The following is a 21,002-nucleotide window of genomic DNA, read 5'->3' on the forward strand; positions in this document are numbered from 1 at the left end:
GGGGGGGGGGGGGGGGGGGGGGGGGGGGGGGGGGGGGGGGGGTGGGGGGGGGGGGGGTGGGGCGGTGTGGCGGGGCCCGGGGGGGGGGGGTGGTGCCACACACACAGCCGCCCCCCCCCGCCGCCGTCGTTCCACCCACGGCTTTCGGACCGGCCGCTCAGAACGGCCGCAGCGCCGGCTCCTTGCGCCCGCCGCCGAGCAGCCGCTCCAGCGCCCCCTCCACATCACCCCGCCAGGAGAGCGTGGTCCGTGCCTCCAGCCGCAGCCGCGGGTAGCGGTGGTGCGGCCGTACGGTCTTGAAGCCCACCGCCAGCAGGTGGTCGGCCGGCAGCACGCAGCTGGTCGGCACCCGGCCCGCCGAGCCGAAGGCCTCGATCGCCCGCACCCCGCGCCCGAGCAGATCCTTGGCCACCGTCTGCACCAGCACCCGGCCCAGCCCCTGCCGCTGGTAGCCCGGCAGCACTCGGCTGACCATCAGCTGGACGGCGTCCGGCGAGACCGGGCTGGTCGGGAAGGACTGCGAGCGGGGGACGTAGGCCGGCGGCGCGTAGAGCACGAAGCCGGCGGGCTGGTCGTCCACGTAGGCGATCCGGCCGCAGGACCCCCACTCCAGCAGCACCGCGGAGATCCATCGCTCCTTCTCCAGCTCCGGCTTCCCGGACTCAACCGCCTCCTTCGCACTCACCGGGTCCAGCTCCCAGAACACACAGGAGCGGCAGCCGGTCGGCAGATCCGTGAGGTTGTCCAGCGTCAGCGGAGCTATCCGGCGTCCCATGGCCCGCATTCCTCCTCCCTTTCACGGTCGAGCATTCCCCCACGAACGCCGATGGGTGCATGTTTCACGTGAAACAGCGCTCACGTGAAACATGCACCCATCGGGTCGTTGCCCTCGGCCGGCTCAGCCCTGCGACAGCCGCAGACCGTCCTCGCCCGGAGCCATGCTGTCCAGGATCCGGTTCAGGTCCTCCACCGAGCCGAACTCCAGCACCACCTTGCCCTTGCCCAGCTTGCCGCCGCGCTGCGACACCTCGACCTTGACCCGGGTGTCGAAGCGGTCCGAGAGCCGGGTCGCCAGGTCGTTGAAGGCCGGAGAGATCAGCTTGCCCGCCTTGGGCGTCTGGCGCTGGGGCTTCTGCTCGGCGCTCATCAGCTTGGCGATCTCCTCGGTGGTCCGCACCGAGAGGCCCTCAGCGATGATCCGCTTGGCCAGCTCCTCCTGCCGGTCCGCGTCCGGGATGCCCACCAGTGCCTTGGCGTGGCCGGCGGTCAGCACCCCGGCGGCAACCCGGCGCTGGACGGACGGCGGGAGCTTCAGCAGCCGCAGGGTGTTGGAGACGTGCGGTCGCGAGCGGCCGATCCGGTCCGCCAGCTCGTCATGGGTGCAGGAGAAGTCCCGCAGCAGCTGGTCGTAGGCGGCCGCCTCCTCCAGCGGGTTCAGCTCGGCCCGGTGCAGGTTCTCCAGGAGGGCGTCCAGCAGCAGCTTGTCGTCCTCGGTGGCCCGGACGATCGCCGGGATCCGCTCCAGCCCGGCCTCGCGGGAGGCGCGCCAACGGCGCTCGCCCATGATCAGCTCGTAGCGCTCGGCCTCGACCTGACGCACCACGATCGGCTGGAGCAGGCCGACCTCCTTGATGGAGGCGACCAGCTCGGCCAGCTTGTCCTCGTCGAACACCTCGCGCGGCTGACGCGGGTTGGGGGTGATCGCGTCCAGCGGCAGCTCGGCGAAGGAGGCACCAGGGACCGGCGTCGGCTGCTCCACCCGCCGCCCGACGGCCGCCCTGGCAGCCACCGTGCCGCGACCGCCCGGCAGCACCGGCACGGAGGCCGGCGACGTCACGCCGGTCACTACCACCGAGGTCGGCGCGGGCGTGGCGGCGGCGGGCTGCGCCGCCCCGCCGTCCGCCGGCGCGGGGCCGATCAGCGCCCCAAGCCCTCGTCCCAGACCCCTGCGACCACTCACCGATTACCCTCCGTCGTACCGTGCTGTGCCACCGGGGCGCCGTGCCCCTGCTGGCCGTCCCGCTGCTGGCCCACCAGCGATCCGCCCGTGCCCACCGCACGCAGCGCGAGCTCGCGGGCGGCCTCCAGGTACGAGAGCGCCCCGGTCGAACCCGGATCGTAGGTGAGCACCGTCTGCCCGTAGCTGGGCGCCTCCGAGATGCGCACCGAGCGCGGGATCGCCGTGCTCAGCACCTCGTTCTGGAAGTGGGTCCGGACCTCCTCGGCGACCTGGGCGGCCAGCCGGGTCCGGGCGTCGTACATGGTCAGCAGGATCGTCGAGACGTGCAGTGCGGGGTTGAGGTGCGCGCGCACCAGCTCGACGTTGCGCAGCAGCTGGCCGAGGCCCTCCAGCGCGTAGTACTCGCACTGGATCGGGATCAGCACCTCCTGGCCGGCCACCAGGGCATTGACCGTCAGCAGGCCCAGCGAGGGCGGACAGTCGATCAGGACGTAGTCAAGCGGCTGCTCGTAGGCGGCGATGGCGCGCTGCAGCCGGCTCTCCCGGGCCACCAGCGAGACCAGCTCGATCTCGGCGCCGGCCAGGTCGATGGTGGCGGGGACGCAGAACAGCCCCTCGACGTCCACGACCGGCTGGACCACGTCGGCCAGGGGCTTGCCCTCGACCAGCACGTCGTAGATGGAGGGCACCTCGGCGTGGTGGTCGATGCCGAGGGCGGTGGAGGCGTTCCCCTGCGGGTCGAGGTCGACCACCAGGACGCGCAGTCCGTGCATCGCCAGCGAGGCGGCCATGTTCACGGTGGTGGTGGTCTTGCCCACCCCACCCTTCTGGTTGGCGACCACGATCACCCGGGTGCCGGCGGGTCGGGGCAGCCCCTGCCCCGCTCGGCCGATCGCCTGTACCGCAGCCTGGGCGGCCCGTGCGATGGGCGTGTCATCGATCTGGTCGATGGTCTCCGAGTCCTGCATGGAGGTCAGTGTTTCACGTGAAACCGGAGCGGCAACAGTCGCCGCCCGGCTGCGGCTAAGGATTCCCGAGAGCAAGGAGCGACGTTTCACGTGAAACACCATGCCCGCTATGTCGGAAATCTGACGTTGCGACACTCCGATGTCCCGACGGCAGCCCGGGCGTCACCTGAACGACGACGGGCGGACGGCTCCCCCGTTCAGGAGGACCGTCCGCCCGCTCTCGTCCGTTTCCGGCGTCACTCGGCCTCAGCGGCCTCAGCCTCAGCGGCTACGGCGCCGCCCGCCCCGACCGCGCTCGCCGCCCTTGGCGTTGGCGTTGCGGCCGGCCCGGGCCACCTTGGCCCGCCGGGTCGCGGCCTTCACCCCGCCGGGGCTCTCCCCCGCCTTGACCTGGACCACCCGGGTCGAGGTCTCCAGAGTGCCCTCGCCGACCGAGATGACGCTCCACTCGACCGCGCCCAGCTTGGCCAGCCCTGCGCGCGAGTCGGCCAGTTCCTGCTCGGCGCTGTCGCCCTTGAGCGCCAGCATCTGCCCGTGCGGACGCAGCAGCGGCAGCCCCCAGCCGGCCAGCCGGTCCAGCGGCGCCACCGCCCGGGCGGTCACCACGTCCACCGCGAGCTTGCCGACCATCTCCTCGGCGCGGCCGCGCAGCACCGTGACGTTCTCCAGGGCCAGCTCCCGGACGACCTCCTCCAGGAAGGTGGTCCGGCGCAGCAGCGGCTCCAGCAAGGTCACCGAGACGTCCGGACGGGCCAACGCCACCGGGATGCCGGGCAGGCCCGCGCCGGAGCCGACGTCGCACAGGGTGGAGCCGGTCGGCAGCAGCTCGGCCAGCACCGCGCAATTGAGCACATGGCGGTCCCACAGCCGGGGCACCTCGCGCGGCCCGATCAGCCCGCGGCTGACACCCGCCGTGGCCAGCAACTCGGTGTAGCGGACGGCGGCGTCGAAGCGGTCGCCGAAGACCTCCCGGGCGGCGGCCGGCGCCTCGGCCAGCACGTCCAGCTCGGGTACCTCGGCCGCCCGCCCCTCAGCGTCCGGATCCACGTCCGCCCCCGGACGGCCGGCGGCCGTGCTCTCCGTGTCCATCTCGACCTCTCCGATCCCCGGATCCACCGACCCGCTCAACGCAGTGTTTCACGTGAAACATCCCGGAAGGGACGACGACCCCGCCCGCACGAGGCGGACGGGGTCGCGTCCGGTGAAGCTCACCGGCTGCCGCAGCGGCCGGTCATCGACCGTCGGCCTCAGGCCGGCAGCACGACCACGCACCGCTGGGGCTCTTCGCCCTCGGACTCACTGCGCAGACCCGCGGCCGCGACCGCGTCGTGGACGACCTTGCGCTCGAAGGGCGTCATCGGCTTCAGCTTGACCTGCTCGCCGGTGCTCTTGGCCCGCTCCGCAGCCTCGGCGCCGAGGGCTGCCAGCTCCTCACGCTTGCGGGCCCGGAAGCCGGCAATGTCCAGCATGAGGCGGCTGCGCTCGCCGGTCTCCCGGTGGACAGCCAACCGGGTCAGCTCCTGCAGGGCCTCCAGCACCTCGCCGTCCTGGCCGACCAGGCGCTGCAGCGCGCGGTCGTTGCCGTCGCTGACGATGGAGACCAGGGCGCGGTCGCCCTCGACGTCCATGTCGATGTCACCGTCGAGGTCCGCGATGTCGAGCAGACCCTCCAGGTAGTCCGCCGCGATGTCACCCTCCTGCTCCAGGCGAGTGATGAGGCTCTCGTCGGCGCTGGCGGCGGCCTCGGCCTCGACGGCGGAGGTGGTGCCTTCCGTCACTGATGGACTCCTTCGGAGTTGGGCCCGTCTGGCGGGCCGGGAACGAAGCTCTTCGGGGCTGTCACAACGGGCCGGGGCCGGTCAGGACTTCCTCTTCGGCCGCTGGCCGCCGCGCTTGGGCTGCTGCCGAGTGCCCTGCTTGGTGCCGGCGGGCTTGGCCGCGCTCTGCTTGGCGGCCGCCGACTTGGCGTCGGACTCGGCCGGGGCGGCGTCGCTCGGCTGCTCGGCCACGGTGTCCTCGCCCGGCTCGGCCGCCTGGGTGGTGGCTCCGCCGTGCTGGCGCTGGGCCTTGGTCTGCCGACGCGGCTGCTGGCGGCGCGCCTGCACCGACTCCTCGACCACGGTGGCCGCCGAGGCCGCCTGGTCGAGGGCCTCCTTGGACGGGGGCAGCACGCCCCAGAGCGCGCCCTTGATCTCCGTACCGTCCGGACGCAGTCGGCCGGCCTTCTTCAGCCGCGCCTGGCGCTCCTGGAAGGCCTTGCTGCCCGGGGTCGGGTTGTTGCGGATGACGATCAGCTGCTGGCCCATCGACCAGACGTTGGTGGTCAGCCAGTAGACCAGGACACCGACCGGGAAGTTGATACCCATCACGGCGAACATGACCGGGAAGACGTACATCAGCATCTTCTGCTGCTGCATGAACGGCGTCTTCACCGTGAGGTCGACGTTCTTGGTCATCAGCTGGCGCTGGGTGACGAACTGCGACAGCGACATCATGACGATCATCACCGCGGTGACGATCTTGACGCTGGTCACGCTGCTGCTGACGAAGGTCGCGGACAGCGGGGCACCGAAGATGTGCGCCTTACCGGCGCTCACCAGCAGGTCGCCGTGGATGACGCCGATGGGCTTGCCCTTGGCGACCGAGGCGAGCACGCCGTAGAGAGCGGTGAAGAACGGGGCCTGCACGATGATGGGAAGGCAGCTGGAGAACGGGTTGGTACCCGCCTCCTTGTACAGCTTCATCATCTCTTCGGACTGGCGCTGCCGGTCGTTCTTGTAGCGCTCCTGGATGGCCTTCATCTTCGGCTGGATCGCCTGCATGGCCCGGGTCGCCTTGATCTGCTTCACGAAGAGCGGGATCAGGCAGATCCGGATGACGACGACCATCGAGGCGATGGACAGACCCCAGGCCCAGCCACCGTCCGGATTGAAGACGTGGCTGTACAACGAGTGGAACTGGACGATGATCCAGGACACCGCTGTGTAGAGGGGGCTAAGAAAACCGAAGGTCACCGGTCAGACTCCTTGGACAGGTGGATTGGCCGCTCCGGGCCAATGGTGGCCGGGCCCTCGGGGTCCGGACCGGCGGGGGTGGCGGTCACCGGCTCTCCGGTGGCGGACCGGCTGCTCAGCCGGTCTCGCAACCGCCGGTGCCACACCGGATGCTTGCGCGGCGGGACATGATCGACCCCGCCGGGCGTCCACGGATTGCAGCGCAGGATGCGCCACACGGTCAGTCCGCCGCCTTTGACCGCCCCGTGCACCTTCACGGCCTCGTAGCCGTAATGCGAGCAGGAGGGGTAATAACGGCACACCGGACCGAGCAGCGGGCTGATGGTCCACTGGTAGACCCTGATCAGACCCATCAGCAGGTACTTCATCGACCTGCTCCCGTCGGCGCCGTGGCGGCGGGCTCGGCCCTCAACAACCGCTTCAGCGCCGCGTCAAGATCACGTTCGAGATCCTGGTACGAGGCGGTCGCGGCCTGGGGCAGCGCACGCACCACTATCAGGCTACCGGCGGGCAGCCTGGACAGGCGATCACGGACGAGATGGCGCAACCGGCGCTTGACCAGGTTGCGGACGACCGCCGGGCCGACGGCCTTGCTCACGACGAAACCCGCACGCGCCGAAGGAGTCCCCTCGGCGACGTGCGGGCGGGAGTCGCTGGTCCGGTCGGTCTGCCCCTGCGGGTCGGCCTCTCTGCTGAGATGGACGACCAGAAGGGGCCGGCCGGCCCGGCGACCGCGTTTGACCGCGGTCGCGAAGTCCTGGCGCCGCCGCAGCCGATTCTCGGAGGGCAGCACAACAGACTCTGTCGTGGATCAGGCGGACAGGCTGGCGCGGCCCTTGCCACGGCGGGCGGCCAGGATGGCGCGGCCGGCGCGGGTACGCATACGCAGCCGGAAGCCGTGGGTCTTCGCGCGGCGACGGTTGTTCGGCTGGAAGGTGCGCTTGCTCACTCGGGGGCTCCTGAGGTGAATCGTAGGATGACGGGGAGTCGCTTGGCCGTCACCGTGCGTCCGCGTGATCTCCCCTGATTCGGAAATCCGGCCCATCGCCCCAGTTCGGCTGGGGTCTGAGGCAATCCACGGCGCCCGTGCTGCGCGCCTTATGGAGCGGGTGGACCCGCGGACATGCGGCAGCGGCCATCGACAACTCGACCTGGTTACGGTACGCGGGACGGGGTGCGAGGGTCAAACCAGCCGCACGTGGCGCACTTACCCACAGCCTGTGGACAACGACTTGATCCGTTCCCGTTCGCTGACTACCGTTGCAGGACTTGTCTGGTTTGTTCTTGGAAAGCGTGCACCAGTGGCTGATGTCAACAGCGACCTCGTCCCGGTCTGGGCGAGGGTCGTCGAGCGGCTGGTCAGCGACCCCGATATCGGCGAGATGGACAAGCAGTGGGTGCAGCGCACCCAGCCCATGTGGATGATGCACGACACCGCCCTGCTGGCGACCCCCAACGAGCGGGCCAAGCAGGTGCTGGAGGGCCGGCTGCTGCCTCAGCTGACCGACGCCCTCAGCCGCGAGCTCAACCGACCGGTCCGGATCGCCGTGATGGTCGACGCCAACGCCGTGCCCACCACCCCCGCGCCCGCCGCCCAGGCCCCCGCCGAGCCGTACCCCGGCCCGGCCGAGGAGGACTCCGGCGGCTACGGCGACCAGGACTACCAGCACCCCTACGAGCAGGACTACGAGCGCCCCCGCTACGACACCGGCGGCTACGAGCAGCGCCCGGCGCCGTACGGCGGCCAGCCGGGCCAGCCCTGGCCCGGTTACCAGGAGTCCGGTTACCAGGAGTCCGGCTACCAGCAGCCGCAGGAGCCCTACCGCGAGCCCGAGGAGCCCTCTCCCCGCCCGGCGCCGCGCCCGCTGCCCAGCCCGCCCTCGACCACCCAGGGCGACCTGTTCGGCGGCGCGTACGGCCCCGGCCCGGGCGAGCAGCCCCGCGGCGGCGCCGGTCGCCGGTCGCACGGCGCCCGGCCCTCCGGCGGCCGCCCCGCCGACAAGCCCGCCGCGGAGCGGGGCACCGACCGCCCCGCCGTCCCCGGAGTGCCCGCCCCGCCCGGCGCGCCCCCGGCCGGCGGCTCGCGCAAGGACGAGCCGGCCGCCCGGCTGAACCCCAAGTACCTCTTCGACACCTTCGTCATCGGCGCCAGCAACCGCTTCGCGCACGCGGCGGCGGTGGCGGTCGCCGAGGCCCCGGCCAAGGCGTACAACCCGCTCTTCATCTACGGCGAGTCCGGGCTGGGCAAGACCCACCTGCTGCACGCCATCGGGCACTACTCGCGCAGCCTCTTCCCGGGCACCCGGGTGCGCTACGTGTCCTCGGAGGAGTTCACCAACGAGTTCATCAACTCGATCCGGGACGGCAAGGCGGACACCTTCCGCCGCCGCTACCGGGACATGGACATCCTGCTCGTGGACGACATCCAGTTCCTCGCGAGCAAGGAGTCCACCCAGGAGGAGTTCTTCCACACCTTCAACACCCTGCACAACGCGAACAAGCAGATCGTCCTCTCCTCGGACCGGCCGCCCAAGCTGCTGACCACGCTGGAGGACCGGCTGCGCAACCGCTTCGAGTGGGGCCTGATCACCGACGTCACCCCGCCGGAGCTGGAGACCCGGATCGCGATCCTGCGCAAGAAGGCGATCCAGGAGCAACTCAACGCCCCCGCCGACGTGTTGGAGTTCATCGCGTCCCGGATCACCCGCAACATCCGGGAGTTGGAGGGCGCGCTGATCCGGGTCACGGCCTTCGCCAACCTCAACCGCGCGCCGGTGGACCTGGAGCTGGCCGGGATCGTCCTCAAGGACCTGATCCCGGGTGGGGACGAGGACGCCGGCCCGGAGATCACCGCGCAGGTCATCATGCAGCAGACCGCCGCGTACTTCGGCCTGGGCGTGGACGACCTCTGCGGATCCTCGCGCAGCCGGGTGCTGGTGACGGCCCGGCAGATCGCCATGTACCTGTGCCGGGAGCTCACCGACCTGTCGCTGCCGAAGATCGGCGCGCAGTTCGGCGGCCGTGACCACACCACGGTGATGCACGCGGACCGCAAGATCCGCTCGCTGATGGCCGAGCGGCGCTCGATCTACAACCAGGTCACCGAACTCACCAACCGCATCAAGAGCTAGCCGGTGACTTCGCAGGTGGGGTTTTAGGTTTCCAACCAGCGGGGTCGGGTTTCGTCGATGCCGAGGAGTTCGAGTAGGTGTGCTTGGACTCCTTGGTTGATGAGGATGATGGGTGGGCTGGTGGCGGTGCCGGGGCGGAGCATGAGGCTTTCGAGGTGGTAGAGGATCATGCGTCCGGTGGGGCGGACCTTGCGGTTGTCGGGGTAGAGGCCGCTCATGGTCTGCTCGGGGCCCAGGGCTTGGCGTACTTGGCGTTCGATCAGGCAGAACACGAGTAGGGCCAGGCAGATGACGGTGATCAGGGCGGCGATGCGCCGGTTGTGTTCCAGGAAGATCGGGGCGACGGCGAGCGGGCCCTTGAAGTCGTTGTAGCGACGCTCGACGACGCCTTGGCCCTTGTAGCGCTTGAGGACCTCGGCGGCGTCGGCCTGGTTTGGGGTGAGCCGGGTGACCAGGGCGTACCAGCCGTCGGCGGCGGCCTCGACCTCCAGGACGTCCTGGTCGAAGTGCCAGGTCAGCAACGGGCGCCCGTCGGAATCGACAGTGACCTCGGTGCGCAGGCAGCTCGTGACGCGGCGGGTCTTGGCGATCACGCCGATGCGGGCCTCGATCTTGGCCGCGGTGTTGTAGTAGCGGCCGCCGGCGGAGCGCTGGAGCTTTTCCAGGTCCTCGGTCGCCCGGGCGAGGCGTTTGGCGCGGGCGGTCTGCTGGCCTTTGGCGTTGCCGGTGGAGTGGACCAGGATCCTGCGCAGCCGGTGCTGCGGGTCGCTTTTGCGTGGCCCGGTCATGACGTGGACGTCCTCCAGGACCCGGTAGGACTCCCGTTGGTCGGCGGGGGTGTTCCGCTCGCGGTCGCGGTCGTTGACGTAGTCGACCAGCTCGGCGGACTCCGCGGCGAGGGCGGCGTAGACCTCGGCCTTGACCTGGGCGGCCGGGAGCGGGGCGATGAAGTCGACCTTCGCGTCCAGCAGCGCGGTGATGTTCGGGTAGGAGACGAGTTTGGAGTCCGCGACGAGCAGGAAGTCCTTGCGCTGCGCGATCTTCCGCAGGGCTTTCATCGCGCCGACGACCTGCGCGACCTCGCCCGCGCCGCCGTCGTAGACCCGGTGGAAGAGGGGGATCCCGCCGTCGCGGCTGACGGCCAGCCCGGCCTGGATCTGCTTCAGGTCCACCCGCCGGTCCTTGGGGTGTCCGTACCTGACCTGCGGGAAGCACTCTTCCTGGTCCTCGTAGGCGCCGAACAGGGACATCGATGTCATGTCCCAGTGGATCTGGGCGGTGTCGATGCCGAACTCCGCGATGGCCTGCGCGCCGACGGAGCCGGTGATCTCCTCCAGGTGCGGGGCGATCGCGTCGAGCGCGCGGGCGAGCCGGTCGTCGTTGAGCAGGTCCGGCTCGACGCCGAAGACCTCCTCGACGGCCCACGTCCGCGCCCACGTGCCGACCCGAACCATCGAGGTCGGCGAGGACAACCGGTTGGCGACCAGGACCTCGATCACCTGCCCGTGCGTGAGGTGCGCGACCTCGCGGATCGGACACAGCTCGTCGATGATCCCGGCCACGTCCAGCCGGCGCAGAAACTCGGCAGAGGCGGGCAGAGCGCCCAGACGCCTCTCCACCACGGGAGCCAACTCCACCGTCATACGAGGACGCTGGACCCGGGAACGACGCGAACGAGGTATCGACACGCCCTACCCAACGACCCACCCCCGCCGAAGTACCGGCCACATCATCACTTCATCCGAACCGGTCACATGCGGAGGATGGGGCTAGCGTCCGTCCACCGACGGGCCGACCGGCCTTCAGAGGGCGTCAGGAGCGATCCTGACGCCCTTTTTCCATCCACAGGTGTGTGTCGGGCCGAGGCTGGGCAGGGATGTCGTCGACGGACGTTCCGCCAGCCCGCAGCCGGCGCCGAACAACTGACCGGTGATTCGAAAACCGGGGGCGCGCAAGGCCGTTGTCCACAGGACCGGCCCCTTCCGCACAGTCCACAGGCTGGGGAGTCCGAAGTTATCCAGAATTCGTCCACAGGCCCGTCGCCGCTACGCTCTTCCGCGCAGGTCAGGTGCCTGTGGACTTGTGCACAACAGTTATCCACAGGGTGTGGACAATTGACGGGCCACCAATGGGCCGTTCGGGTTATCCACCGGTTGTCCCCAGGGGCAGGGTGGTTATCCCCAGGTTGTCCACAGCCGGGTCCACAGTTCGACAACCGTGGACTGCCGTTCATGCCCTGGTGTGAAAGGCGTCACGGAAAGTTGACCGGTGCCGGTGGATAACCGGGCTCGGATCTGGGGACGGCCCTGGGGATAACCTGTGGATACACAGCGTGCCCTGTGGGTAACGCTCGGCTGTCCACAGCGCGGCCTGTCCGTCCACAGCTGCCGTCCACACCGTCTGTGGACAAAAATCGGGCGTTGACCTGCGGAAACAGGGTTATCCACGGTTTCCACAGGCCCTACTACTACCGCTACACAGATAGACCGTGAACCTGCTTTCAAAGTGGGTGGGCCCGAAATCTGTGGACAACGCAACCGGCCGCAGGCCCCGACACTTGTTCGGGTTGCTTCCGCCCGTCTGCCCCGTCTGTCGGCGGAGTACGTCAGACTGTCCTTTGCAGCTGGAAGCGGAGCGGCAGAGCTCGGCGGACAGCGGGACCGACGATCAAGATCAGACGAACCAGAGTGCGAGCGGGAGCGCTCGATCCAGGAGGCGGTTACCGGTGAAGTTCCGGGTGGAGCGTGACGTCCTCGCGGAGGCGGTGGCCTGGGCTGCCCGCAGCCTCCCGGCACGGCCGCCGGTGCCGGTGCTGGCCGGCCTGCTGCTGACCGCGCAGGAGGGCAGCCTGGCGCTGTCCGGCTTCGACTACGAGGTCTCGGCCCGGGTCGAGCTGGAGGCGGACGTCGAGGAGGCCGGCACCGTCCTGGTCTCCGGTCGACTGCTCAACGACATCTCGCGCAACCTTCCCAACAGGCCTGTGGAGATCTCCACCGACGGCCAGCGGGTCAGCGTGGTCTGCGGCAGTTCCCGCTTCACCCTGCCCACCCTGCCGGTGGACGAGTACCCGGCCCTGCCCCAGATGCCGACCGCCACCGGCACCGTCTCCGGGGACGTCTTCGCCTCCGCCGTCAGCCAGGCCGCGGTCGCCGCCGGCCGGGACGACACCCTGCCGGTGCTCACCGGCGTCCGGGTCGAGATCGAGGGCGACCGGATCACCCTGGCCGCCACCGACCGCTACCGCTTCGCCGTCCGCGAGCTGTTGTGGAAGCCCGAGCAGTCGGACATCTCCGCGGTCGCCCTGGTGCCCGCCAAGACCCTGCAGGACATCGCCAAGTCCCTGGGCAGCGGCGACAACGTCTCCATCGCGCTCTCCTCGGGCGGCGCGGGCGAGGGCCTGATCGGCTTCGAGGGCGCCGGCCGCCGCACCACCACCCGGCTGCTGGAGGGCGAGTTCCCCAAGTTCCGCAGCCTCTTCCCGACCGAGTTCAGCGCGGTCGCCGCGATCCAGACCCAGCCCTTCCTGGAGGCGCTCAAGCGCGTCTCGCTGGTCGCCGAGCGCAACACCCCGGTCCGGCTCAACTTCGAGCAGGGTGTGCTGACCCTGGAGGCCGGCTCGGGCGACGACGCCCAGGCCACCGAGCGGATCGAGGCCGACCTGGAGGGCGACGACATCTCGATCGCGTTCAACCCGGGCTACCTGGAGGAGGGCCTCAAGGCCATCGACTCCCCCTTCGCCCAGCTGAGCTTCACCACCCCGACCAAGCCGGCCCTGCTCAGCGGCAAGGTCTCGGTGGACGCCGAGGAGGACAAGGCGTACCAGTACCTGATCATGCCGGTCCGCCTCTCCGGCTGACCGTCGGCCGCGTCCGTTACCCACAGGCTGTGCACACCCGCTGTGCACAGCCTGTGGACGTCTCCCCCGGTCGGCCCGACTGCGCAGAGCCCGTTCCCGTCGGAAGCGTAGGCTCGAGGCGTGCGGCAACGGCGCCGCCGGCAGGCACGTCCCCACAGTAAGGATTTGGTCATGGAGCTCGGCCTCATCGGTCTCGGCAAGATGGGCGGCAACATGCGCGAGCGGATCCGCCGCGCCGGCCACACCGTCGTCGGTTACGACCGCAACCCGGAGATCTCCGACGTCGAGAGCCTGCAGGAGCTCGTCAACAAGCTCCAGGGCCCCCGAGTGGTCTGGGTGATGGTTCCGGCCGGTGCCGCGACCCAGGCGACCGTCGACGAGCTCGCCGAGCTGCTCTCCCCCGGCGACGTCGTCGTCGACGGCGGCAACTCCCGCTGGACCGACGACATCAAGCACGCCGAGGCGCTGGCCGCCAAGGGCATCGGCTTCGTCGACTGCGGCGTCTCCGGCGGCGTCTGGGGCCTGGAGAACGGCTACGCGCTGATGTACGGCGGCGACGCCGAGCACGTCGCGCGCGTTCAGCCGGTCTTCGACGCGCTCAAGCCGGAGGGCGACTTCGGCTCGGTGCACGCGGGCGCGGTGGGCGCCGGCCACTTCGCCAAGATGGTCCACAACGGCATCGAGTACGCGATGATGCAGGCCTTCGCCGAGGGCTGGGAGCTGCTGGAGGCGGCCCCCGAGGTCACCGACGTGCGCGAGGTCTTCCGCAGCTGGCAGGAGGGCACCGTCATCCGCTCCTGGCTGCTTGACCTGGCCGTCCGCGCCCTGGACGAGGACGAGCACCTGGCCAAGCTGCGCGGCTGGGCCGCCGACTCCGGCGAGGGCCGCTGGACCGTCGAGGCCGCGATCGACCACGCCGTGCCGCTGCCGGCGATCACCGCCTCGCTGTTCGCCCGCTTCGCCTCCCGCCAGGACGACTCGCCGCAGATGAAGATGATCGCCGCGCTGCGCAACCAGTTCGGCGGCCACGCGGTCGAGTCGAAGTAGTCCCCTTCCGGGGCGGAGTCCCCTTCCGGGGGCGGAGTTCCACCGGCCCTCCGGTCATCCACAGGTCTGTTCATAGAAGGCGAGCGCAGTCCACAGCCATGCACGTCGCGCATCTGTCGCTCGCCGACTTCCGGTCGTACGCCCGGGCCGAGGTTCCCCTCGACCCGGGCGTGACGGCCTTCGTCGGGCCCAACGGCCAGGGCAAGACCAACCTGGTCGAGGCGATCGGCTACGTCGCCACCCTGGGCAGCCACCGGGTCGCCACCGACGCCCCGCTGATCCGGCTCGGCGCCGAGCGGGCGGTGATCCGCACCTCGGTGGTGGACCGCGGCCGCTCCACCCTGGTCGAGCTGGAGCTCACCCCGGGCAAGGCCAACCGGGCCCGGATCAACCGCTCGGACAACGTCCGCCCGCGCGACGTGCTGGGCCTGCTGCGCACCGTGCTGTTCGCCCCGGAGGACCTCAGCCTGGTCAAGGGCGATCCGGGCGAGCGCCGGCGCTTCCTGGACGAGCTGCTGACCGCCCGCGCGCCCCGGCTGGCCGGGGTCCGGCAGGACTACGAGCGGGTGCTCAAGCAGCGCAACGCCCTGCTGAAGACCGCCGCGATGGCCCGCCGGGCCGGCGGCGGCAAGGGCGCCGACCTGTCCACCCTGGAGGTCTGGGACGGCCATCTGGCGCGGGCCGGCGCCGAGTTGACGGCCTTCCGGATCCAGCTGGTGGCCGCCCTGCAGCCACTGGTGACGGCCGCTTACGGACAGTTGGCCCCCGGCGGCGGTGAGACCGCGCTGGAGTACCGCAGCTCCTTCGAGGGCGAGCTGCCGACCAGCCGGGAGCAGGCCGAGGAGCAGCTGCTGCAGGCGCTGCAGGCGGTCCGCAAGCAGGAGGTCGAGCGCGGGGTCACCCTGGTCGGTCCGCACCGCGACGAGCTGGTGCTCAGGCTCGGCCCGCTGCCCGCCAAGGGCTACGCCAGCCACGGCGAGTCCTGGTCGTTCGCGCTGGCGTTGCGGCTGGCCTCGTACGAGTTGCTGCGGGCCGACGGCGGCGAGCCGGTGCTGATCCTGGACGACGTCTTCGCCGAGCTGGACGCCGCCCGCCGGGACCGGCTGGCCGAACTGGTGGCCGCCGGCGAGCAGGTGCTGGTCACCGCCGCGGTGGCCGAGGACGTGCCGAAGGCGCTGGCCGGCGCCCGGTTCGCGGTCTCCGACGGCGCCGTCCGCCGGATCGACGCCTGATCCGTAGCCCGATCAATCGCCCGAGCCGTCACCTGATCCGCTCGTCACACCGACCGCGTCCCGGGTACGCCCCGCCGTCCCGCGTCCGAGCGCTCCCGTAGGCTGGACGGCTCATCGGTTGTCCACAGGCTGGGGAAAGGAGATCGTCGTGAGCGAGCCGGCGAAGGCTGAGCACTCCCTCCCTGGCCCCACCCCCGCCGCCCCCGAGCCCACCGGCGCCGACCTCGCCCGTTCCGCCCTGCGGGCGGCCCGCGCCCAGGCCCGCCAGCGCGGCGAGCAGGTGCAGCAGAAGCGCGAGGCGAAGCGGCACGGCCTGCGCAGCGGTGCCCGCTCGGACGGCCGCGACCCGGTCCCGCTGGGTGCGGCGCTGAACCGGCTGCTGACCGAGCGCGGCTGGGAGTCCTCCGCCGCGGTCGGCGGGGTGATGGGCCGCTGGCCGCAGATCGTCGGTCCGGACATCGCCGCGCACTGCCACCCCACCTCCTACGACGAGGCCGCAGCGGTGCTCACCGTGCAGTGCGACTCCACCGCTTGGGCAACTCAACTGCGCTGGCTGGCACGGCAGTTGGTGGCCCGCCTGAACCACGAGCTGGGCCACGGCACGGTGCGGACCATCAAGGTGCTCGGCCCGGCCGCGCCCGCCCGCGGCTACGGCCGGCTGCGCGCGCCCGGGAGCAAGGGCCCGGGCGACACCTGGGGCTAGGCCCGGGCGGCGCCCGGGCTGGGCCCCGTCGGCCCCGCCAGGATCGGACCACGATCTTCCGGAACCCCTGACGGCCCTTCCAGGCGCCCCGGGCCCCCCGGTCGAGTATCGGGACACGTGCCGAGGGGATTCAGGGCGGCGTATCTGCCTTCAAGGGCTGCCAAACGCCCATCTCTGTCAGTCGTACCGGTAGACTGGAAGCCAAACACTGTTGCTAGTGGCAACCGAGTCGAAACGCTGTGGTCGCACGCCCGCCCGTACGGGGAGAGGCATGCGACCCGTGCTGTGCCAGAGAGGGCGCTTCGTGGCCGATTCCGGCAACCCCAGCCAGACCCCAGACCAGACCGACCAGGCTTCCTACACCGGTAGCAACATCCAGGTGCTGGAAGGCCTCGACGCCGTCCGCAAGCGCCCCGGCATGTACATCGGCTCCACCGGTGAGCGCGGCCTGCACCACCTGGTGCAGGAGGTCGTGGACAACTCCGTCGACGAGGCGATGGCCGGGTACGCCGACACCATCGACGTCACGATCATGGCCGACGGCGCGATCCGCGTCGTCGACAACGGCCGCGGCATCCCGGTGGACATCGTCCCCGGCCAGGACAAGCCCGCCGTCGAGGTCGTGCTCACCGTCCTGCACGCGGGCGGCAAGTTCGGCGGCGGCGGCTACGCCGTCTCCGGCGGTCTGCACGGCGTGGGCGTCTCGGTGGTGAACGCGCTGTCCACCCGGCTCTCGGTGGAGATCCACAAGGACGGCAGCATCTGGACCCAGGACTACAAGATGGGCGCGCCGACCGCCGCCCTGGCCAAGGGCGCGGAGACCGACCGCACCGGCACCACGGTGACCTTCTGGGCCGACGGCGACATCTTCGAGACCACCGTCTACTCCTTCGAGACGCTCTCCCGGCGCTTCCAGGAGATGGCCTTCCTCAACAAGGGCCTGTCGATCTCGCTGACCGACGAGCGCCCCGAGCACGTGGACGAGGACGGCAAGCCGCTCACCGTCACGTACAAGTACGACGGCGGCATCGCCGACTTCGTCGCCCACCTCAACTCCCGCAAGGGCGAGGTCATCCACCCCTCGGTGATCGACTTCGAGGCCGAGGACAAGGACAAGTCGATCTCGGTGGAGGTCGCGATGCAGTGGAACTCCTCCTACACCGAGGGGGTCTACAGCTTCGCCAACACCATCCACACCCACGGCGGCGGTACCCACGAGGAGGGCTTCCGCGCCGCGCTGACCGGCCTGGTCAACCGCTACGCGCGGGACAAGAAGCTGCTCCGCGAGAAGGACGACAACCTCTCCGGCGAGGACATCCGCGAGGGCCTGACCGCGATCATCTCGGTCAAGCTCGGCGAGCCGCAGTTCGAGGGCCAGACCAAGGACAAGCTCGGCAACACCGAGGCGAAGACCTTCGTCCAGAAGGTCGTCCACGAGCAGCTCAATGACTGGCTGGACCGCAACCCCAACGAAGCCGCGGACATCATCCGCAAGTCCATCCAGGCCGCCACCGCGCGCGTCGCCGCCCGCAAGGCCCGCGACCTCACCCGCCGCAAGGGCCTGCTGGAGTCCGCCTCGCTGCCGGGCAAGCTCTCCGACTGCCAGTCCAAGGACCCGTCCGAGTGCGAGATCTTCATCGTCGAGGGTGACTCCGCAGGCGGCTCGGCCAAGCAGGGCCGCGACCCGCGCACCCAGGCCATCCTGCCGATCCGCGGCAAGATCCTGAACGTCGAGAAGGCCCGGATCGACAAGGTGCTGCAGAACACCGAGGTCCAGGCGCTGATCTCGGCCTTCGGCTGCGGCATCCAGGAGGACTACGACGAGTCCAAGCTGCGGTACCACAAGATCGTCCTGATGGCCGACGCCGACGTCGACGGACAGCACATCCGCACCCTGCTGCTGACCCTGCTGTTCCGCTTCATGCGGCCGCTGGTCGAGTCCGGGTACGTCTACCTCGCCATGCCGCCGTTGTACAAGATCAAGTGGGGCAAGGACGACTTCGAGTACGCCTACTCCGACCGCGAGCGCGACGCGCTGATCGCCGCCGGGGTGGAGGCCGGGCGCCGGCTGCCCAAGGACGACGCGATCCAGCGCTTCAAGGGTCTCGGCGAGATGAACGCCGAGGAGCTCAGGGTCACCACCATGGACGCCGAGCACCGGCTGCTGCTCCAGGTCACCCTGGAGGACGCCGCCCGCGCCGACGAGCTGTTCTCCGTGCTGATGGGCGAGGACGTCGAGGCCCGCCGCTCCTTCATCCAGCGCAACGCCAAGGACGTCCGCTTCCTGGACGTGTGACGCGCCTGCACCCCCAGGCCCCGCACGTACCAGTCCGCGTGAAAGGAAACTGACCACCAGTGGTCGACGACAACCGTCCCGACGGCGAACAGCCCGAGACGCCCGAGACTCCCGACGCTGCCGAGGCCACCGCCCAGGCGACCATGCGGATCGAGCCGGTCGAGCTCGAGACCGAGATGCAGCGCTCGTACCTCGACTACGCGATGAGCGTGATCGTCAGCCGTGCGCTCCCCGAGGTCCGCGACGGCCTCAAGCCGGTGCACCGCCGCGTGCTCTACGCGATGTACGACGGCGGGTACCGCCCCGAGAAGGGCTACTACAAGTGCGCCCGCGTCGTCGGCGACGTGATGGGCAACTACCACCCGCACGGTGACACCTCGATCTACGACACCGTGGTCCGCCTGGCCCAGCCGTGGTCGATGCGGATGCCGCTGGTGGACGGCAACGGCAACTTCGGCTCCCCGGGCAACGACCCGGCCGCGGCCATGCGCTACACCGAGTGCAAGATGATGCCGCTGGCCATGGAGATGATGCGCGACATCGACGAGGAGACCGTCGACTTCGCGCCCAACTACGACGGCCGCTCGCAGGAGCCGACCGTCCTGCCCGCGCGCTTCCCCAACCTGCTGGTCAACGGTGCCACCGGCATCGCGGTCGGCATGGCCACCAACATCCCGCCGCACAACCTCCGCGAGGTCGCCTCCGGCGCGCTCTGGTACCTGGAGAACCCGGAGGCCTCCGCCGAGGAGCTGCTGGAGGCCCTGATCGAGCGGATCAAGGGCCCCGACTTCCCCACCGGTGCGCTGATCGTCGGTCGCCGCGGGATCGACGACTACTACCGCACCGGCCGCGGCTCGGTCACCATGCGCGCCGTGGTCGAGGTCGAGGAGATCCAGGGCCGCCAGTGCCTGGTGATCACCGAGCTGCCGTACCAGGTCAACCCGGACAACCTCGCGCTGAAGATCGCCGACCTGGTCAAGGACGGCAAGATCGCCGGCATCGCCGACGTCCGCGACGAGTCCTCGTCCCGCACCGGCACCCGCCTGGTGGTCGTGCTCAAGCGCGACGCGGTCGCCAAGGTCGTGCTCAACAACCTGTACAAGCACACCGAGCTGCAGACCAACTTCGGCGCCAACATGCTGGCCCTGGTCGACGGCGTGCCGCGCACCCTGTCGCTGGACGCCTTCATCCGGCACTGGGTCAACCACCAGGTCGAGGTCATCGTCCGGCGCACCACCTTCCGGCTGCGCAAGGCGGAGGAGCGCGCCCACATCCTGCGCGCGCTGCTCAAGGCCCTGGACCTGATCGACGAGGTCATCGCGCTCATCCGGGCCTCGGCGAGCGCGGACGCCGCCCGCACCGGTCTGATGGGCCTGCTCGACATCGACGAGCTCCAGGCCAACGCCATCCTCGAGATGCAGCTGCGCCGCCTGGCCGCCCTGGAGCGCCAGCGGATCACGGACGAGCACGACGAGCTGCAGCGCAAGATCGACGAGTACAACGCGATCCTGGCCTCGCCGATCCGCCAGCGCGAGATCATCTCCGAGGAGCTCGCCGCGATCGTCGAGAAGTACGGCGACGAGCGGCGCTCCACCCTGATCCCGTCCGACGGCGACCTCTCCATCGAGGACCTCATCGCCGAGGAGGACATCGTCGTCACGATCACCCGTGGCGGCTACGTCAAGCGGACCCGCTCCGACCTCTACCGCTCGCAGAAGCGCGGTGGCAAGGGCGTGCGCGGTGCCCAGCTCAAGCAGGACGACATCGTCGACCACTTCTTCGTGACGACGACCCACAACTGGATCCTGTTCTTCACCAACAAGGGCCGGGTCTACCGCGCCAAGGGCTACGAGCTTCCGGACGCCGGGCGCGACGCCCGCGGCCAGCACGTGGCCAACCTGCTGGCCTTCCAGCCGGAGGAGCACATCACCCAGGTGATGGCCGTCCGCACCTACGAGGACAAGCCGTACCTGGTCCTCGCCACCCGGGCCGGCCTGGTGAAGAAGTCCCCGCTCAAGGACTACGACTCCCCGCGTTCCGGCGGCCTGATCGCGATCAACCTGCGCCAGGACGAGGAAGGCCGGGACGACGAGCTGATCGGCGCCGAGCTGGTCTCCGCCGAGGACGACCTGCTGCTGGTCTCCAAGAAGGCCCAGTCGATCCGCTTCACCGCGACCGACGACGCACTGCGGCCCACCGGCCGCGCCACCTCCGGCGTCAAGGGCATGGCCTTCCGCGAGGACGACGAGCTGCTCTCGATGAACGTCGTCCGTCCGGGGACGTACGTCTTCACGGCCACCGACGGCGGCTACGCCAAGCGCACGGGCGTGGACGAGTACCGTGTCCAGGGACGCGGCGGCTACGGGACCAAGGCGGCGAAGATCGTCGAGGGTCGGGGCTCGCTGGTCGGCGCGCTGGTGGTGGACGACACCGACGAGATCATGGCGATCACCCTGTCGGGTGGAGTGATTCGAACGAGGGTTTCCGAGGTTCGTGAAACCGGACGTGACACCATGGGCGTCCAACTGATCAACCTCGGGAAGCGCGACGCGGTGGTGGGCATGGCCCGCAACGCGGAGGCCGAGGACGACGAGACGGCGGAGGACGAGGTCACGGGCACCGAGTCCACCGACACGGCCGAGGGTACGGAGACGGCGGTCGGCGGCGACGCCGAGGCCTGAACCGAACCGCAGACCGGTGCCGCCGCGTCCATAGGAGTGGGCGCGGCGGCATCGGACGCCGACCAGTACCGGGCAATCCCGCCGGGCGCTGGATGACGAGTGACGGATCAGGGC

The 21,002-nt window shown here is 70.3% G+C and carries 17 protein-coding genes; 7 read left to right on the forward strand and 10 right to left on the reverse strand.

Features of this window, described 5'->3' with window-relative positions:
- Nucleotides 1-157: 157 nt before the first annotated feature.
- The 9 genes from ACFQ87_RS03390 to rpmH form a co-directional block, all read right to left on the reverse strand.
- Complete coding sequence (locus ACFQ87_RS03390) at nt 158-775, reverse strand: GNAT family N-acetyltransferase (protein ID WP_380608873.1); 618 nt, start codon at nt 773-775, stop codon at nt 158-160.
- Nucleotides 776-898: 123 nt separating this feature from the next.
- A complete protein-coding gene (locus ACFQ87_RS03395; RefSeq protein ID WP_380608874.1) occupies nt 899-1,960 on the reverse strand; it encodes a ParB/RepB/Spo0J family partition protein in 1,062 nt (353 codons plus the stop codon).
- A complete protein-coding gene (locus ACFQ87_RS03400; RefSeq protein ID WP_380609117.1) occupies nt 1,957-2,901 on the reverse strand; it encodes a ParA family protein in 945 nt (314 codons plus the stop codon). The genes ACFQ87_RS03395 and ACFQ87_RS03400 overlap by 4 nt, the downstream gene beginning before the upstream one ends.
- Nucleotides 2,902-3,189: 288 nt before the next feature.
- Nucleotides 3,190-4,017, reverse strand: coding sequence for a 16S rRNA (guanine(527)-N(7))-methyltransferase RsmG (rsmG, locus tag ACFQ87_RS03405; protein WP_380608875.1), 828 nt, complete (start codon nt 4,015-4,017; stop codon nt 3,190-3,192).
- 158 nt (nt 4,018-4,175) lie between these two features.
- Nucleotides 4,176-4,706 (reverse strand): protein jag, encoded by a 531-nt coding sequence (locus ACFQ87_RS03410; RefSeq protein ID WP_380608876.1) that lies wholly within the window; start codon nt 4,704-4,706, stop codon nt 4,176-4,178.
- 81 nt (nt 4,707-4,787) lie between these two features.
- Complete coding sequence (yidC, locus tag ACFQ87_RS03415) at nt 4,788-5,942, reverse strand: membrane protein insertase YidC (RefSeq protein ID WP_380608877.1); 1,155 nt, start codon at nt 5,940-5,942, stop codon at nt 4,788-4,790.
- Entirely contained in the window at nt 5,939-6,310 is a 372-nt protein-coding gene (yidD, locus tag ACFQ87_RS03420) for a membrane protein insertion efficiency factor YidD (RefSeq protein ID WP_380608878.1), read from the reverse strand. The genes yidC and yidD overlap by 4 nt, the downstream gene beginning before the upstream one ends.
- Nucleotides 6,307-6,735, reverse strand: a complete 429-nt coding sequence (rnpA, locus tag ACFQ87_RS03425) for a ribonuclease P protein component (RefSeq protein ID WP_380608879.1) — start codon at nt 6,733-6,735, stop codon at nt 6,307-6,309. Before rnpA ends, yidD begins: the two co-directional genes overlap by 4 nt.
- 18 nt (nt 6,736-6,753) lie before the next feature.
- Entirely contained in the window at nt 6,754-6,891 is a 138-nt protein-coding gene (gene rpmH / locus ACFQ87_RS03430) for a 50S ribosomal protein L34 (protein ID WP_030059672.1), read from the reverse strand.
- A gap of 352 nt (nt 6,892-7,243) precedes the next feature.
- Between rpmH and dnaA the strand changes: the two genes are divergently transcribed.
- A complete protein-coding gene (gene dnaA, locus ACFQ87_RS03435) occupies nt 7,244-9,073 on the forward strand; it encodes a chromosomal replication initiator protein DnaA (protein ID WP_380608880.1) in 1,830 nt (609 codons plus the stop codon).
- Nucleotides 9,074-9,096: 23 nt separating this feature from the next.
- Here the strand turns inward: dnaA and ACFQ87_RS03440 are convergent, their stop codons facing one another.
- Nucleotides 9,097-10,716: an IS1634 family transposase gene (locus tag ACFQ87_RS03440; protein ID WP_380608881.1), complete on the reverse strand. Its 1,620-nt coding sequence runs from the start codon at nt 10,714-10,716 to the stop codon at nt 9,097-9,099.
- 1,082 nt (nt 10,717-11,798) lie between these two features.
- Here ACFQ87_RS03440 and dnaN point away from each other — a divergent pair.
- The 6 genes from dnaN (at nt 11,799) to gyrA (ending at nt 20,888) form a co-directional block, all read left to right on the forward strand.
- Nucleotides 11,799-12,929, forward strand: a complete 1,131-nt coding sequence (dnaN, locus tag ACFQ87_RS03445) for a DNA polymerase III subunit beta (protein ID WP_224284069.1) — start codon at nt 11,799-11,801, stop codon at nt 12,927-12,929.
- A gap of 171 nt (nt 12,930-13,100) precedes the next feature.
- A complete protein-coding gene (gnd, locus tag ACFQ87_RS03450) occupies nt 13,101-13,976 on the forward strand; it encodes a phosphogluconate dehydrogenase (NAD(+)-dependent, decarboxylating) (RefSeq protein WP_380608882.1) in 876 nt (291 codons plus the stop codon).
- A gap of 98 nt (nt 13,977-14,074) precedes the next feature.
- Nucleotides 14,075-15,208, forward strand: coding sequence for a DNA replication/repair protein RecF (recF, locus tag ACFQ87_RS03455; RefSeq protein ID WP_380608883.1), 1,134 nt, complete (start codon nt 14,075-14,077; stop codon nt 15,206-15,208).
- A 148-nt stretch (nt 15,209-15,356) separates the two neighbouring features.
- Nucleotides 15,357-15,911 (forward strand): DUF721 domain-containing protein, encoded by a 555-nt coding sequence (locus ACFQ87_RS03460; RefSeq protein ID WP_380608884.1) that lies wholly within the window; start codon nt 15,357-15,359, stop codon nt 15,909-15,911.
- 280 nt (nt 15,912-16,191) lie between these two features.
- The gene (gyrB, locus tag ACFQ87_RS03465; RefSeq protein ID WP_380609118.1) at nt 16,192-18,207 is read left to right on the forward strand and encodes a DNA topoisomerase (ATP-hydrolyzing) subunit B; all 2,016 of its coding nucleotides are present in this window, start codon (nt 16,192-16,194) and stop codon (nt 18,205-18,207) included.
- 143 nt (nt 18,208-18,350) lie between these two features.
- Nucleotides 18,351-20,888, forward strand: a complete 2,538-nt coding sequence (gyrA, locus tag ACFQ87_RS03470; RefSeq protein ID WP_380609119.1) for a DNA gyrase subunit A — start codon at nt 18,351-18,353, stop codon at nt 20,886-20,888.
- The last annotated feature ends 114 nt before the right edge of the window (nt 20,889-21,002 follow it).

The sequence above is a fragment of the Kitasatospora sp. NPDC056531 genome, from assembly GCF_042794375.1.
Taxonomy (GTDB): domain Bacteria; phylum Actinomycetota; class Actinomycetes; order Streptomycetales; family Streptomycetaceae; genus Kitasatospora.

Coding starts and splice junctions, on each gene's coding strand:
- ACFQ87_RS03390 (WP_380608873.1), bottom strand. CDS start 775: ATGGGACGCCGGATAGCTCCGCTGACGCTGGACAACCTCACGGATCTG.
- gyrA (WP_380609119.1), top strand. CDS start 18,351: ATGCGGATCGAGCCGGTCGAGCTCGAGACCGAGATGCAGCGCTCGTAC.
- gnd (WP_380608882.1), top strand. CDS start 13,101: ATGGAGCTCGGCCTCATCGGTCTCGGCAAGATGGGCGGCAACATGCGC.
- yidD (WP_380608878.1), bottom strand. CDS start 6,310: ATGAAGTACCTGCTGATGGGTCTGATCAGGGTCTACCAGTGGACCATC.
- ACFQ87_RS03440 (WP_380608881.1), bottom strand. CDS start 10,716: ATGACGGTGGAGTTGGCTCCCGTGGTGGAGAGGCGTCTGGGCGCTCTG.
- rsmG (WP_380608875.1), bottom strand. CDS start 4,017: ATGGACACGGAGAGCACGGCCGCCGGCCGTCCGGGGGCGGACGTGGAT.
- recF (WP_380608883.1), top strand. CDS start 14,075: ATGCACGTCGCGCATCTGTCGCTCGCCGACTTCCGGTCGTACGCCCGG.